Consider the following 14,711-nt stretch of genomic DNA (forward strand, 5'->3'; position numbering starts at 1 on the left):
CCCGTCGGGTACGCCATGCTGAATCACCGCTGGACCACCGCTGGACAATCACCGAACCGCCGTACCGCCCCTCCCGCGACCCGACCGGAAGAGCCGCACCCCGCCATGGACACCACCCCGGCCCCCGAACCCCCGGCCGCCGAACCCCCGAACCCCGAGACCGCGATCCCCGAGGCCGTGGCCTCCGAGACCATGGCCTCCGAGACCGTGACGGCCGAGCCCGCGACCTCCGAATGCACCCCGCCCGGCGAAGCCCCCGCGCCGGACTTCACCCCCGACGAGCGCGCCCGGGGCCGCGCGCTGCGCCGAGCCCAGCTGCCGTGGGCACTGGGCGGACGGCTGGCGGGCCTGGCGCTGACCCTGCTGCTCGGCCTCACCCCGGCCGGTGCCGCCCTGGTGACCGCCGTCGGCGGCTGGTTCGGCGGCTCCCGGACGGCCGGGGTACTGGCCGGCGCGGCGGCCCTGGTGGTGCTCGGCCAGGCGCTGCAACTGCCGTTCGGCGCCGGGGCGCGGACCGTCCGGGCCCGGTACGGGCTGGTGACCCAGGGCTGGGCCGGCTGGGCGCTGGACGCCGTACGCGGCCTCGCGCTCACCCTCGTCCTCGTCCTCCCGCTCGCACTGGGCCTGTTCGCATTGACCGCCTGGTCGCCGCAGCACTGGTGGCTGCCGGCGGCGGGCGCGGCGGCGCTGCTGACGGCCGCGCTCTCCTTCCTCCATCCGCTGCTGATCGAGCCGGTGTTCAACCGCTTCTCCCCGATGCCCCCCGGGGAGCTGCGCACCGCGCTGCTCGCGCTGGCCGAACGGGACGACGTCCGGGTGCGGGACGTCCTGGTCGCGGACGCCTCCCGTCGCACCACCGCGCTCAACGCGTACGTCTCCGGGTTCGGGGCGACCCGCCGGATCGTCGCGTACGACACGCTGCTGACCACCGCGGAGCCGCGCGAGGTGGAGCTGGTGGTCGCGCACGAGCTGGGCCACGTCAAGCACCGGGACGTGCCGGTCGGCACCGCGCTGGGCGCGGTCGGCGCGGCCGTCGCGGTGGCCGTCCTCGGCCTGCTCGCCGCCTGGCCGCCGCTGCTGGACGCCGCCGGGGCGACGGACGCGGCGGACCCCCGGGCGCTGCCGCTGCTGGCGGCGCTCGCGGCGCTGCTGGGCACGCTGTCGGGGCCGCCGCAGTGCGCGGTGAGCCGCCGGATCGAGGCCAGGGCGGACCGGCACGCGCTCGAACTGACCGGGGATGTCGAGCAGTTCGTGGCCATGCAGCGCAGACTGGCCGTGGCGAACGTCTCGGATGTCGACCCGCCGAGGGTGCTTGAGCTACTGTTCGCCACTCACCCGAGTGCGACCAGGCGGATCGCCGCCGCCCGCGCATGGCGGGCCGCACCGGAGCAGCGAGCGCCGGGGCGGCGGGCAGCAGGGCGATGAGCGCCGGAGCGGCGAGCACCGGAGCAGCGTGCGACCCCGGGCAAATCCGTTGTATAGTGCAACAAATATCGAGGAGATAGGAACGCCGTGCCCGGCCGCCAGTCGTCCATCGAGACCATCCAGCGCGAGCTGACCGCCTTCGCCCGCCGCGCCCGGCACAAGGCCTCCCAGCTGCACCCCGACCTCTCCCTGGTCACGTACAGCATCCTCGACCTGATCACCGAGCGCGGCGGCTGCCGGGCCGCCGACGTGGCCGCGCACTTCATGCTCGACAAGTCCACCGTCAGCCGCCAGGTCACCGCCCTGGAGAAGCTCGGCCTGCTGGCCCGCGAGACCGATCCGGACGACCAGCGCGGCCAGATCCTGCGCGCCACCGAGGCCGGCCTCACCCTGCTGCGGGACGCCAACGAGCAGCGCAGGCTCTCCTTCACCGCGCGCTTCACCGACTGGTCCGACGAGGACGTCGCCCGCTTCGCCGACTACCTGGCCCGGTACGGCCAGGAGGGCTGACCTGGGGGAGCCACCCGGAACACCGGCCGGAGGGGCCGGTCGAAGGGGCCTAACGGAGAGCCGGTCGAAGGGGCCGGTCGAGCCCTTCCGGGTGCGCCCCTCCGCCTCCACGGTGTACAGAGGAGGAGTGCCCCTCCGGCAGCGTCCCGATGCGCCGCACCGCTCGAACGCGACGCATCCCCCCGACCGCCGCCGCGCCTGGCTGCCCGACCGCCGGGTGCTGACGGCGCTGACCCTCGCGCTGATCGTGCTGATCGCCGTGGTCGACATCCTCTCCCCGCCGGACATCCACCTCGGCCCGCTGCTGATCGTCGCCCCCGCCCTCACCGCCTCCTTCGCCGGACCCCGGGCCACCGCCGCGGTCGCCGCGCTCGCGTTCGCCGCGCTGACCGTCATCGGCGCCGTCCGCGACAGCCTGACCAGCGCGAACATCGAGACCCAGCTGAGCGCGCAGCTGATCGTCTCGGTGCTGATCGTCGGCCTGCGGGTGCTACGCGAGCGGCACGAGCGCGAGCTGGCCCGGGTGCGCTCGGTGTCCGAGGCCGCCCAGCGGGTGCTGCTGCGCCCGCTGCCGGAACGGATCGGACCGCTGCACCTGGCCTCGGTCTACCTGGCCGCCGAGGCCGAGGCGCAGGTCGGCGGCGACCTGTACGCGGCCGCCCGCACCGCCACCGGCACCCGGCTGCTGGTCGGCGACGTCCGCGGCAAGGGACTGTCCTCGCTCGGCGACGCGGCCCTGCTGCTCGGCGCCTTCCGCGCCGCCGCCCACCTGCACGCCGAACTGCCCGACCTGGCGGCCTACCTGGACGGCAGCGTCAGCTGGGACCTCGCCCAGCTCGCCGAACAGTCCCGACGGGACCGCCGCGACCGGCGTGAGCGACGCGAGCGGCAGGGCCTGCAAGCGTTGTCCGCCCTGCCCCTCCCCTCGCCCGAGGAGCCCCCCGAGGAGAGCGGCGAAGCCGGAGAATCCTTCATCACCGCCGTCCTGCTCGACATCCCCGACGACGGTTCCCCGGTCCGCCTGATCGACTGCGGCCACCCGCCCCCACTGCTGCTGCGCTCCGGCGGCATCACCACCCTCGCCGCGCACCATCCCTCCCCGCCGCTGGGCCTCGGCGAACTCGCGCCGGCGCGGTACGAGGCGGAGACCTTCCCGTTCCGGCCCGGCGACCGGCTGCTCATCTACACCGACGGCGTGATCGAGGCCCGCGACGCCCAGCGGCGTTTCTACCCGCTCACCGAACGCGTCACCGCCTGGCGCTCCGAGCGCCCCACCGCCCTGCTGCAGAGCCTGCGCCGCGATCTGCTCGCGCACGTCGGCGGCAGGCTGGACGACGACGCGGCCATGGTGGTGGTCGAGCGGCTGCCGTGAGGGTGGGCGACCGGCAACGACAAGCAATGGATGACGGATAACAGATGACAGATTTCGAAATCTGTCATCTGTTATCCGTCATCTGAAAGCTGTTCCCTGAAAGCTGCTACCTGAAATCCGTCGGCTGTCGGCTGTCGATCGGACCCTGCGCCACGGCTTGTACGGCAGCTGCGGCACATCGAAGCAGTTCGTGGTCATCGACGTCACCTGGGTGACCCAGCCGCCCTGCCCGCCCTGGGCCGAGTCCTGCCAACGGGCGGCGTTCAGTCACGCCCGGGTCGGCCCGGTGGGAGGCGGCTGCGGGACGAAGGAGGCGGGCAGGATCAAGCCGTGCGCGTCGTAGGGCTCGGCGCGGTTCATGAACGCCTCGACGCAGGAGCGCGTCGGCGCGACGCCGCAGGAGTCCAACGCGTCGGTCAGCCACTGCGCGCCCGCCCAGCCCTCCAACTCCCAGGCGGACAGCAGGGCGGCCCGGTCCGGGTGGTAGCGGGCCATCGCGGTCCGGAAGTCGTGGACCGCCGGGTACTGCTCGTCCTCGTAGTTCAGGCTCGACGAGGTCGCCCACAGCGCGTTGCGGCAGTCCGGCGAGGAGGCGTAGTCGGTGCGCACCGTCTCCGACCAGTTCTGCACGTTGGTGCCCTTCGCCGCCACCGTCACCCCGGCCTCGTCCGGCGCCCGGCACAGCGCCGCGTTGCCCCGGGAGTCCATCGCGTCGAACAGCAGCTGCGAGCCGTCGGCGTGCACCGCCGCGGCCACCGCCTGGAAGTTCGGCAGCGCGAAGTCCACCGTCCGGAGCAGCACCCGGCACCCCTCGGCCTCCAGCCCGGCCTTCAGCTGTCCGGCGTAACGGGTCGAGTCGGCCTGGTTGTGGGCGACCACGGCGGCGCTGGTCGCGCCCAGTCGCTGCTTGAAGAACCGGAAGACCTCGGTGCCCTGGTAGAGCGTGCCGTTCCAGCCGATCGACCGTCCGTCGCGCGGGGCGCCGCAGCCGTATTTCCCGTAGAGGTGCGGCCAGCGGTCGTACCCCGTGCCGATCGGCTGGCCGCCGACGTCCGGCACCGCCTTGCCGCTCACGTACGGGGCGCCCGCGTAGTCGAGGACGCTGCCGCTGACGAAGGCGAAGACGTGTCCCCGGTCGATCAGCCGGTGCATGCAGTCCTGGTTGCCGACCCCGCTGCCGCCGTCGTCGCAGGTCACCAGCCGGACGGTGCGCCCGTGCAGGCCGCCGCGGTCGTTGAGGGCCTGGAAGAAGGCCTGGGCGCCGTAGCGCGGACCGCTGAACACCTCGCTGCCGACCGGGCTGGTGAGCGAGGTGACCAGCCCGATCCTGACCTCCGTGGCGGTGACCCCGGTGTCGGAGGCGGGGTTGGCGCTCCCGGCCGCACCGGTGGCTCCGGTCACACCGGTGGCTCCCGCAGCAGGGGAGGCGAGGGTCTGGCGGGTCGCGAAGGCCTCGGCCGGCAGCCGGGAGCCGGTGCCGCAGCCGGCGAGCAGGGCGGCGAGGGGCGGCAGGAGGACGGCGAAGCGGCCGGTGAGGGCGCCGCGGGAGCGGTCCGGGCGGACCGCCGCCCGGACACGGCCGGGCCGCCGGCGCGGGAGCGCGTCGTCGGCCGGGCGGCGCGGCAGGGCAGTCGGCCGCATCCGGTCAGCCGCAGCCGGGGATCGGGGTGGCCGTGGCACCGCCGGCCTGGGTGACCAGACCGCACAGGGTCGAGCGGGACACCTTCCAGGTGCCGTTGTCGAGGACGGACTGGCCGGTCGCGCTCGGCTCCACCACGTTGCCCTGCAGCGAGAGCGCGTACGTGACGGTCGCGTCGCTCGCGTCGATGAACGCGACGCCGGCGACCTTCGCCTGCACCTGGCCGACCCTCGGGTCCTGGGCGAAGCCCTGGAGCGCCGGGAGCAGTTCGTCGCCGCCCTGGAGCAGCTGGGCCTTGTCGGCGATCGGGGTGTCGGGGTCGAAGAACCTCTCCCAGTTGGTGGTGATCTCCCCCTTCGCGGCGGCCGGGTCGGCGGGGGCCGTGCCGGTGGCGGTGGCGGTGGCCGTCGCAGGGGCGGACTCGGTGGCGGTCGCCGTGACGGTGGCACCCGTCCCCGCCGGGGAGGTGGCCGCAGAGCCGGACTTGCCGTCGCTGCCGCACGCCGCCGCCGTACCCGCGAGCAGCAGGACGAGCAGTACGCTCGCCGCCCGCCGGGCCCGGCGGGCGTCCTCGGGGGTGCCGCTTCGCGTCACGTGCATGGTGGTCTTCCCTCTCGACTGCGCCGCCCGGGCCCCGCTCTCCGTGTCCCGGATGCTGTTCCAGGCCGATCCTGGAAACGTCTCAAGTGACACCATGAAGACGGATCCATGGACGAATCACAATCCGACGGAGAAATCACCCGTAACGCCCCGGAGGGTTCGCCCGTCCGACGCTGCGGCCACCCGCTGCGCGCCGTCCGGGACGGATTCCGTCGGGACGGGTTCCTCCGGGACGGGATCCGTCGGGACGGGTTCCGTCGGACTCGGCCGCTGCGGACCGCCCGGGAGTGGGCGGGCCGGCTGCTCGCCGCGGTCGGCGCGGTGCTGTGCGTGCTCGGCTGGTACGGGACCTCCGGTGAGCGCTTCGTCGAGCAGCAGGTCCCCTACCTAACCTCGTCCACCGTCCCCGGCACGGCACTGATCGTGTCCGGGACCCTCCTGGTCGCACTGCGACCGCCGTCCCCGCCGGAGCACACGGATCTGACCGACCGACGGGTGGAACGGCTGTACGACCTGCTGGTCGAACCGGACGCCGGGCCCGCTCCACCGGACCCGGCCGACCGTTCCGGGCAGGCCGACGAAGCCAGCGAGGCCGATGTCACCGATGGCTCCCGGTGGCTGGCCGTCCCCGAGGGCGCCCGCTACCACCGGCCGGACTGCCCACTGGTCGCCGGCAAGCACCTGGCCGCACCGGTGGACGCGAACGCCGTCCGGGCCCGGGGCCTGACGCCCTGCCCGCTCTGCTCTCCGTTCGCCGCCGGGCCGGGCCCCACCCGTCCGGGGGAGTCCGCCCCGCCGAGTGGCTGACCGCCCATGAGCCCGTCGCCCCTCGACGCCGGCACCGTCGCAGGAGTCTCCGCCGTCGCCGTCGGCGTCCTCGCCGCCACGATCGGCCGCCTCCCCGGCGGACTCGCCGCCCTCCCCCTCCCCGGCCGCTGCCCACCCCCGACGGCCCCTCTCCCCGCGTCCCGCCTCACCCCGACCGGCCGCCGACTACGGTCCCTCATCGCACGGGACGGACGGCGATGATCCTCAAGTCCCCCACCACGCAGGCCATCGGGGGACCCGGCGGAACCTTCGGGGCCCCAGCCGCGACGAGGACCACCGAGCCGCCGGGCCAAGGACCGGCAAGCCCCTCGGCCACGGACAGCGGTTGTCGCACAGCCCGCGGAGGGAGAGGGACGACTGTCTCCGCCGGACCGCGGCAGGCGTTGCCCGAGGGGCCAGGGCACGCACACTCCGGAACAGCGGTGCAGCGGCTACGAGCTGCGGCGGGCCCGTTCAGCCCCACCTGGCTGCCACCGACCCCACGGGGTACGGCCCGGCCGATTGGGCCGGGGAGCGAGGATCACCGCGCGAGGCGGGCGGTCGTGATCACCAGGTCCCCCTGCGCCCAACCCGTCGGGCGATACCGCAGGGCCGTCAGAGCCACCCGGCGAAGTCACCGGCGAATCACAGCCACGAGCGACCGAACGATGGGCACCGCAGCGAGGGCGGTCCCGAGGCTCTCGGCTCACCCGCTGCTCGCCGCGGCGGAAAGTGCAGCGCACGGGCCGACCGCGGGCAGGGGGCCGGCCGCACGGGCGCATCGTCATCCGCAGGCGCAGGCCCACGCCCACGCGCACGCGCACAGCGCAGATCACCGCACCGGAGGAACTGCCATGACCACCCCGCCCCACAACGGCAGGCCGCTCCGCAGCGCGCCGGGCACGACCATGAGCGCCACTCCCCCCACCGCCCGGCTCACCGCGCGGGGCATCGTGCGGCGGTACGGGGGGATCGAGGCGGTGGGCGGGGTGGACCTGGTGGCGCGGGCGGGGCGGATCACAGCGTTGATCGGGCCCAACGGGGCGGGGAAGAGCACCTTGTTCGACTGTCTGGCCGGGACAGTGCGGCCCGACGGCGGGCGGGTGCTGCTCGGCGGGCGGGACGTCACCGGGCTGCCCGCGCACCGGCGGGTGCGGCTGGGGCTTGGGCGGACCTTCCAGCAGACCGCCGTCTTTCCGACCCTCTCGGTGGCCGGCAACGTCCGGGTGGGCGCCGAGCAGTACGCCCGACGGGTGGACGCCCGGACGGCCGCCGAGCGTTCGGCCCGCGCGCTGCGGTTGTTCGGCTTGCAGGAGATCGCCGCCGAACCGGCCGGTGGGCAGCCCACGGGGGTGTTGCGCCTGGTGGAGCCGGCACGGGCGTTGGCGGGCGAGCCCCGGGTGCTGCTGCTGGACGAACCGGCGGCGGGCCTCGACGCCGCGCAGACGGCCCGCCTGGTGTCCGTCCTGCGCGGCCTCGCCGAGCACGGCATGGCGCTGCTGCTGGTCGAGCACGACGCCGAACTGGTCGCCGAACTCGCCGATGCCGTCAACGCCATGGCGCAGGGCCGGGTGGTCGCCGCCGGACCGGCCGCGGCCGTCCTGACCGATCCCCGGGTCACCCGGGCGCGGGGAGCCGCCACATGATGCCGAACCGCCCGACCTCCGGGGTGGGTTGATGCCCGTCGAAGCCGCCCTTCGTGCCGCCCGGGTCCGCTACGGCCCGCTGGAGGCGCTGCACGGTGTCGACCTGGACTTCCCGTCCGCCGCCGTCACGGTCCTGCTCGGCCGCAACGGGGCCGGGCGGGCCAGCGCGCTGCACGCCCTGGCCGGGGTGGTGCCGCTGTCGGGCGGGCGGGCGCTCTGGCGGGACCGGGACATCGGCGGGCTGTCGGTGCATCAACGGGTGCGGCGGGGCCTGGCCGTGGTCCCGGCCGGTCGCGGGGTGTTCGGTTCGCTGACCGTGGCCGAGAACCTGCTCCTGGGTGGGCCGGGCGCGCCGAGGTGCTGGAGCTGTTCCCGGAGCTGATCGCCCTGCTGGGCCGCCGGGCCGGCGTCCTGTCGGGTGGCGAGCAGCAACTCGTCGCTGTCGGGCGGGCCTTGGCGACTCGGCCCGCTCTGCTCCTGCTGGACGAGCCGGAGCGCGGCCTGGCCCCCGCCGTCACCGCGCGGCTGCACGCCCACCTGCTGGCCGGCGCCGCCGACGGCCGTACGGCCGTGCTCGCCGCGCAGTCGCTGGCGCACACCCTGGCCGGGGCCGCGGTGGTGCACGTGCTGCACCGGGGCGAGGTGGTGTTCTCCGGCGAGCCCGGGGAGGTCCTCCCGGGCGGTCTCTTCCCGTCAGGTCCGGACGAGGCCCGGTTTCCGCGCCGGTGACCGGCTGCCCACCGTCCGACAGGAAGCAAGGCAACCAGCCCCGTTGAATTACTTTTTCATGACTTTCGGATGACCTTTCCCTTCCAAACCGGTCGTTACGATGGCCGCACCCATGTCGATCGGGATCGACATAGCCGGGTAGGGGGACCTGACCGTGAACCACATCCACGTCCAGACACATGCGTTGCGACAGTCGGCGAACGGCCTCACGGAGGCCGCCAAGACCTTCGGCCCCGTCGGGCACTGGCTCGACAACAGCCACACGGCCGCCGACGCGATGTCGGCCTGGGACTCCGGTCCAGCACTGAAGGACTGCGCCGACGCCTGGCAGGCCCACGTGAAGTCGGTCGTCGATCAACTCCATCTCTACTCCTCACAGTTGCACGAGTCGGCGCAGTCCTACGACCAGGCCGACCAGGAGTACGCCCGCCGGCTCGACGCCGCACTCGGTGACCTCGGGGGCACGGAACCGGGGCAGCAGCCGTGACGATGACCATCGCGGCGCTCAAGGCCGCCAACAGCATCGACGTCGATGCCGCCGCCAGCTCCTGGCTCTCCCTGTCCAAGCAGGCGTGGCAGGCCGTCAACGACATCCATGCCAACGGTGTCGACCCGCTCAAGGAGAACTGGAAGGACAAGGTCGGCGAGGCCGCCGGCCGCAAGCTCCAGGAGCAGGCCCAGATCCTGGAGGCCGGCGCGGACATCATGCGCGGCGTCGTCATGATCCTCGACGGGCTGAGCGCCGGCATCACCCGGGCCAAGCTCACCCTGAACTCCGCCCTGGACATGGCCCGGCAGTACGGCCTCACCGTCGACGAGACCACCGCCACCGTCCACGGCAGCGGCGGCGCGGCGGCCTCGAACGACAACGCCGTCCAGGAGGTGAACGCCATGCTCCAGGAGGCGCTGCGCGAGGCCGCCCAGGCCGACAAGCTGGCCTCCGCCGAACTGCGCAAGCTCGCCGCCGCGACCTGCGAGACCGACCCGCGCAAGGCACTGGACCAGCTCCAGCGCGAAGCCTCGCAGACCGAACTGTCCATGTACACCGGGGGCATCCCCAGCGGGCAGGACCCCCGACTGGTCGCCGACTGGTGGAAGGCGCTGACCGACAACCAGCACAAGCAGCTGATGCTCTCCGACCCCGTGACCCTCGCCAACCTCCCGGGCATCCCCGACGACGTGAAGGTGGGCCTGCGCGGCGGGCCCAACGCCAAGTACGACCGGGTGAAGACGGTCCAGTGGGCGCTGGAGCACTGGAACGACACCACCATCGACGTCTTCGACGACAACTGCACCAACTTCGCCTCCGAGGCGCTGCGCCAGGGCGGCGTGCACGCCAAGTGGGACCAGTGGTGGGGCTGGCGCGGGGACGACACCTGGGGACGCAGCGACGACGCGGGCGGCGACTGGCTCGACCAGCGGCTCGACTATTCGAAGAGCTGGGCCGGGGCGCAGAACATGCACGACTTCATGATGCGCCACGGCGGTCAGGAGGTCCCGCCGGGCGAAGTGAAGCCCGGGGACATCGTCTACTACGAGGAGGACTCCGACCAGGACTCCCAGGACAAGAAGGGCGTCGTCCACCACACCGCGGTGGTGACGGCGGTGACCCCGGACGGGGACATCCGCTACACCCAGCACAGCGGCGGCCAGCAGAACGCGAGCATGGGCGGCCGGATCGACAGCTTCCAGGAGCAGCGCGGGCACCAGAAGCTGCACTTCGTCCGCGTGAATCCGGACTGGTACTAGGCGTATGAGTGAAGAACAGCGCTCCCCGCGGTGGCTCCGGGCGGGCGGCCCGCTGCTGCTCGCCTGCCTCGGGTGGGCGTGCGGCGTGCCGACGCTCGTCGCGGACGGCGACATCCACGGGCTCGTGAGCCGCTGCCAGGACAGCCCCGGCGCCCCGGCCCCCGTACTGCCGCTCGCCTGGGCGGGGTTGGGGCTGGCCGTCGTCTCGGTGTGCTGGGGCGGCTGGCAGCTCGTCGCCGCCGTGCGCCGCAGGACGTTCCGGATCGGCCCGGGGCACGCCCTGCTGTGCGTACTTCTGCCGCTGGCGGCGATCGGGGTGCCGTTCCAGTACTCCCTGGTGCAGACCGCCGTGCACGACACCGGGGCTCAGCGGAGCAGCTGCTTCGGGCAGGGCCCGCTCACGGGCGCGGTCGATCCGGCCGCGGTGCCCCGGACACGGCTCCCGGCCTGATCGCCGCCGGGCAACCCGGCGCACGAACCCGAGGCCGAGCCCGAGACCGAGGCTGAGACCGAGGCTGGGAGCGAAGCCGCCGAGGGCGGCGGGCACGACGGCCGTCGTGCCGAGGACGCGCGGGTGGTAGTGGTAGAGGTCGAACACGCCGAGGCTCCTCCCCGGGGACCCGGACGGTCCCCGCTCGTGGTGCCTCAACGATGACCCCGGCCGGCCCTCCCCCGCATGTACCGAACGGCACATCCTGAGCAGCGGCACCCCCGTACTCCCCTGCCGATCGGCCCAGTTCCCCAGGTCCCGGCCCCTCCGGCCCCGGCCCCCTCGACTCCCGACCCCTCCGGCCCCGGTCCCTCGGCCGCCCTCGGCGGGGCCTACGGCTGGCGCACGTAAGGGGTCGTCGTGCTCACCCAGGCGAAGCCGAGGCGCTGGAGGATGGGCCGGCTCTGGTCGCTCGCGTCGACCTGGAGGTACTGGTAGCCGAGTTCGGCCGCGAGCCGGGCCCGGTGGGCGATGAGGGCCCGGTAGATGCCCCGGCCGCGCCAGTCCGGTGCGGTGCCGCCGCCCCAGAGGCCGGCGAACCCGGTGTCCGGGACCAGCTCCATCCGGGCGCCGCTGACCGGGCGGTCGCCGGCCATCGCGACGACCATGCTGACCGTCGAGGTGCCGTGCCGCAGGTGGTCGAGCAACCGCGCGCGCAGCCCGGGGTGCTCGGAGCCGAAGGCCTGTTCGTGGGCCTCCATCAGCAGGTCCACCCCGGCCGGGTCGGTCACCGGGAGCAGCCGGACCCCCTCGGGCAGGGCCGCGTCGGTGGGCAGGTCCGCGATCCGGGCGAGCATCAGCGCCTCGTCCGGCTCCGGGGTGAAGCCGGCCGCCAGCAGCCTGGCGCCGAGATCGGCGGGGCGGTCGTGGGAGTAGGCCTTCCACTCGAACTCCAGGCCCAGTCCGGCGAAGTGGCGCACCTGCGCGGCGATCGCCGCGTCCGCGCCGGCCTCGTCCAGGCCGGACCAGACGACGCCGTTCCAGCTGTGCTCCGGGCCCACCTGCCGGATCACCGCACCGTCGCGTTCGACGCGGCAGCCGGGGTCGGGCGGCGCGTTGCGCCGGAGCCGGTCGTCGAACAGGGCGAGCACCTCGTCATGATCCATCCGCTCACTCCAGCACGGTCCGGGAGCGCGCGCCATCGAGTTTCCGTGCCGCCGACCGCGGGCGACGGTCCCCGGCGGTCGCATCCACGGCGGTCGCACCCGCGGCGGTCGCACCCACGGGGGCCGCATCCGCGGGGGCCGCATCCGCGCCCGGCGTCCGCTCCGCCGCCCCGATCCGGCCGGACCGGATCGCCTCGCCCGGCGCCCGAGCACCCATGATGGCGTCCAACAGGCCCCGGGCCCGGTCGAGTTCGTCCATCTGCCGGGTGATCCTGGCGCGCTCCCGGGCCAGGCCGGCGAGCAACTCGGGGCAGGTCGGGCCGGGCGTTCGCTGCCCGGGAAGCGGCAGGCCGTGGAGGATCTCGGCGATCACGGTGCTGTTGAGCCCGGCCGCGAGGAGGGTGCGGATGCCCCGGACGGTGTCCACGTCCCGCTCGTCGTACTCGCGGTAGCCGCTGGGGCGGCGCTCGGGGGCGAGCAGCCCCTGCTCCTCGTAGTAGCGCAGGGCGCGCGGGGTGACGCCGGCGCGCCGGGCGAGTTCTCCGATCCGCATCGCGGACACCTCCTCGGCGGAGCGTCCGCGCCGTCCGCCGCGACGTTCCACCGTGCCTCTGCGCCTTGACTCTGCCGTCGGCGTGAAGCTCTAGCGTAGCCGCCGTGCCGAACGAACGATCTTCCTCAACCACCCCTGCCCGAACCGCCGTTGCCGTGCTGGGCCTGGGCCCGATGGGCCGGGCGCTCACCGGGGCGCTGCGGGCCGCCGGACATCCGGTCACCGTGTGGAACCGCACACCGGGCCGGGACGCCGAGCCGCTCGCCCTCGGCGCGCGGTCGGCCGCGAGCGCCGCCGAGGCGGTGGCGGACGCCCCGCTCGCGCTGCTCTGCGTCCGCGACCAGCCGGCCGCCCGGAGCGTGCTGGAGGCGGCCGGAACGGCGCTGCGCGGCCGGACCGTCGTCAACGCCACCTCGGTCTCCCCGGACGACGCGCGGGCGAACGCCGCCGACGCCGAGGCCCGGGGCTTCCGCCTCCTGGACGCCGCGGTCCTCACCCCCACCCCGACCGTCGGCCGCCCGGAGGGCACCGTCCTCCTGAGCGGCGACGCCGAGGCCTTCGCCGCCCACGAGGCCGCACTGCGGGCACTGGGCGGCACCGTACGCCACGTGGGCGCGGACCCGGGGCGGGCGAGCGCCTTCGACGCCGCCCTGCTCGACCTGTTCTGGACCACCGTGCACGGCTACCTGCACGCCCTGGCGCTGGCCCGCGCCGAGGGCATCGGCGGCGCCGAACTCGCCCCGTACGCCCAGGGCCTGCCGCGCCTGCTGCCGCCGCTGATCGACGGCTACGCGCAGCGCGCGGACGAGCGCAGGCATCCGGGCGACCGCAGCAGTCTCGCCTCCGCCGAGGCCGGGCTGGCGCACGTCGCGCACACCGCCCGGGCGCGCGGCCTGGACACCTCCGTGCTGGACGCGGCGCTCGCCCTCACCCGGACGGCGGTCGGCGCCGGACACGGGGCGGACGGAGTGTCCGTCCTGGTCGAGCTGCTCACCGGGAGCCGGGTGCCCGGTGGCGGCCCTACTGCGCCAGGTACCCGCCGTCCACCGGCAGCACGACCCCGGTGACGAAGGACGCGTCGTCGGAGGCGAGGAAGAGGACGGCCGCCGCGACCTCGGCCGGGTCCCCCAGCCGCCCCATCGGGTGCCGCTTCTCGATCGCCGCGAGGTACTCCGGGCCACCGGGCTCGTCGTACAGCCGGGCGACGCGCGCGGTGGTGATGGTGCCGGGGGCGACGGCGTTGACCCGGATGCCGCGGTCGGCCCATTCCACGGCGAGGTGTTTGGTGAGGCCGGAGGCGACGAACTTGGCGGGCCCGTACACCGCCTGGCCGCGCTGACCGGCCTCGCCGGAGATGGAGGACAGGCAGACGATCGAGCCGCCGGGCCGGTCCTGGGCGGTCATCGCCTCGATCGCGTACTTGCAGGTGAGGAACATGCCGCGGCCGTCCACCGCCATCACGTGGTCCCAGTCCTCGGCGGTGGCCTCGGTGATCTCCATCAGGGGGATGATCCCGGCGTTGGCCACCAGGACGTCCAGACGCCCGTGCCGCTCGACGGCGGCTGCCACCATCCGGCGGGCGTCCTCGTCCCGGGCCACGTCGCCGACCACCGTGCTGACGGCGCCGGGGAATCGTTCGGCCAGCCGGTCCAGCCCGGCCGCGTCCACATCGGTGGCGACCACCGACGCGCCCTCCCGGGCGAAGCGTTCGGCGACCGCCCTCCCGATGCCGTTGGCCGCACCCGTCACCACACAGGAGCGGCCGGCCAGCCGCCCGCCCGCCGGGCTCTCCGCGTTCACAGTCACCATGGCGGGACTCTACCCAGCCGACGGGCGGGAGCCGGGGCTCTTCGGCCGGTACGCCGGATCCGGACGGTCGGCGGCGCAAAAGCGGTCCCGGAGCGGCCCCGGAGCAGCCCCAGGACGACGCCAAGCGGCTCGAAGGGAGCACGAAAGGACCGCGAAGGGAGCACGTAGGGACTGCGAAGGGACCGCGAACAAGCTCCAGAGCGACACGCAGGGAGCGCGAGGACGAGGCCGGCGGAGAGCCGGAACGGCGGCGGCCGGGACCGTCGGTACGGTCCC

At 74.4% G+C, this 14,711-nt stretch carries 15 protein-coding genes and 1 pseudogene; 11 read left to right on the forward strand and 5 right to left on the reverse strand.

Annotated elements, in window-relative coordinates:
* The first annotated feature begins 105 nt into the window (after positions 1-105).
* From ACFVHV_RS03080 to ACFVHV_RS03090, 3 genes are all read left to right on the forward strand, one after another.
* Positions 106-1,425: a M48 family metalloprotease gene (locus tag ACFVHV_RS03080; protein WP_380348430.1), complete on the forward strand. Its 1,320-nt coding sequence runs from the start codon at positions 106-108 to the stop codon at positions 1,423-1,425.
* A gap of 87 nt (positions 1,426-1,512) precedes the next feature.
* Positions 1,513-1,935, forward strand: coding sequence for a MarR family transcriptional regulator (locus tag ACFVHV_RS03085; RefSeq protein ID WP_359904334.1), 423 nt, complete (start codon positions 1,513-1,515; stop codon positions 1,933-1,935).
* Positions 1,936-2,152: 217 nt separating this feature from the next.
* Positions 2,153-3,307, forward strand: a complete 1,155-nt coding sequence (locus ACFVHV_RS03090) for a PP2C family protein-serine/threonine phosphatase (protein ID WP_380348463.1) — start codon at positions 2,153-2,155, stop codon at positions 3,305-3,307.
* A 153-nt stretch (positions 3,308-3,460) separates the two neighbouring features.
* On the opposite strand, the pseudogene ACFVHV_RS03095 reads toward ACFVHV_RS03090, so the two are convergent.
* Positions 3,461-4,771, reverse strand: a pseudogene (locus ACFVHV_RS03095) (ABC transporter substrate-binding protein); the annotation flags it as partial.
* A 181-nt stretch (positions 4,772-4,952) separates the two neighbouring features.
* Complete coding sequence (locus ACFVHV_RS03100) at positions 4,953-5,546, reverse strand: hypothetical protein (protein ID WP_359904343.1); 594 nt, start codon at positions 5,544-5,546, stop codon at positions 4,953-4,955.
* 108 nt (positions 5,547-5,654) lie between these two features.
* Between ACFVHV_RS03100 and ACFVHV_RS03105 the strand changes: the two genes are divergently transcribed.
* From ACFVHV_RS03105 to ACFVHV_RS03135, 7 genes are all read left to right on the forward strand, one after another.
* Positions 5,655-6,353: a hypothetical protein gene (locus ACFVHV_RS03105; protein WP_380348433.1), complete on the forward strand. Its 699-nt coding sequence runs from the start codon at positions 5,655-5,657 to the stop codon at positions 6,351-6,353.
* Positions 6,354-7,207: 854 nt separating this feature from the next.
* Positions 7,208-7,999 (forward strand): ABC transporter ATP-binding protein, encoded by a 792-nt coding sequence (locus ACFVHV_RS03110; protein WP_380348435.1) that lies wholly within the window; start codon positions 7,208-7,210, stop codon positions 7,997-7,999.
* Positions 8,000-8,030: 31 nt separating this feature from the next.
* The gene (locus ACFVHV_RS03115) at positions 8,031-8,381 is read left to right on the forward strand and encodes an ATP-binding cassette domain-containing protein (RefSeq protein WP_380348437.1); all 351 of its coding nucleotides are present in this window, start codon (positions 8,031-8,033) and stop codon (positions 8,379-8,381) included.
* Entirely contained in the window at positions 8,357-8,728 is a 372-nt protein-coding gene (locus ACFVHV_RS03120) for an ATP-binding cassette domain-containing protein (RefSeq protein ID WP_380348439.1), read from the forward strand. Before ACFVHV_RS03115 ends, ACFVHV_RS03120 begins: the two co-directional genes overlap by 25 nt.
* A 154-nt stretch (positions 8,729-8,882) precedes the next feature.
* The gene (locus ACFVHV_RS03125; RefSeq protein WP_359904355.1) at positions 8,883-9,215 is read left to right on the forward strand and encodes a type VII secretion target; all 333 of its coding nucleotides are present in this window, start codon (positions 8,883-8,885) and stop codon (positions 9,213-9,215) included.
* A gap of 2 nt (positions 9,216-9,217) precedes the next feature.
* The gene (locus ACFVHV_RS03130; RefSeq protein WP_380348465.1) at positions 9,218-10,477 is read left to right on the forward strand and encodes an amidase domain-containing protein; all 1,260 of its coding nucleotides are present in this window, start codon (positions 9,218-9,220) and stop codon (positions 10,475-10,477) included.
* A 4-nt stretch (positions 10,478-10,481) separates the two neighbouring features.
* Positions 10,482-10,928, forward strand: coding sequence for a hypothetical protein (locus tag ACFVHV_RS03135; protein WP_359904358.1), 447 nt, complete (start codon positions 10,482-10,484; stop codon positions 10,926-10,928).
* A 371-nt stretch (positions 10,929-11,299) separates the two neighbouring features.
* On the opposite strand, the gene ACFVHV_RS03140 is transcribed toward ACFVHV_RS03135, so the two are convergent.
* Together ACFVHV_RS03140 and ACFVHV_RS03145 are read right to left on the reverse strand one after the other, a co-directional pair.
* Positions 11,300-12,073 (reverse strand): GNAT family N-acetyltransferase, encoded by a 774-nt coding sequence (locus ACFVHV_RS03140; protein WP_380348442.1) that lies wholly within the window; start codon positions 12,071-12,073, stop codon positions 11,300-11,302.
* A gap of 4 nt (positions 12,074-12,077) precedes the next feature.
* A complete protein-coding gene (locus ACFVHV_RS03145) occupies positions 12,078-12,626 on the reverse strand; it encodes a MerR family transcriptional regulator (protein WP_380348444.1) in 549 nt (182 codons plus the stop codon).
* A gap of 104 nt (positions 12,627-12,730) precedes the next feature.
* On the opposite strand from ACFVHV_RS03145, the gene ACFVHV_RS03150 reads away from it, so the two are divergent.
* Positions 12,731-13,693, forward strand: coding sequence for an NAD(P)-dependent oxidoreductase (locus ACFVHV_RS03150; RefSeq protein WP_380348446.1), 963 nt, complete (start codon positions 12,731-12,733; stop codon positions 13,691-13,693).
* Here ACFVHV_RS03150 and ACFVHV_RS03155 read toward each other — a convergent pair.
* Positions 13,647-14,435, reverse strand: coding sequence for an SDR family NAD(P)-dependent oxidoreductase (locus tag ACFVHV_RS03155; protein WP_380348448.1), 789 nt, complete (start codon positions 14,433-14,435; stop codon positions 13,647-13,649). The genes ACFVHV_RS03150 and ACFVHV_RS03155 overlap by 47 nt on opposite strands.
* Positions 14,436-14,711 lie beyond the last annotated feature (276 nt).

Origin of the sequence: Kitasatospora sp. NPDC127116, from assembly GCF_042677365.1 — a bacterium.
Classification (GTDB): domain Bacteria; phylum Actinomycetota; class Actinomycetes; order Streptomycetales; family Streptomycetaceae; genus Kitasatospora; species Kitasatospora lactacystinica.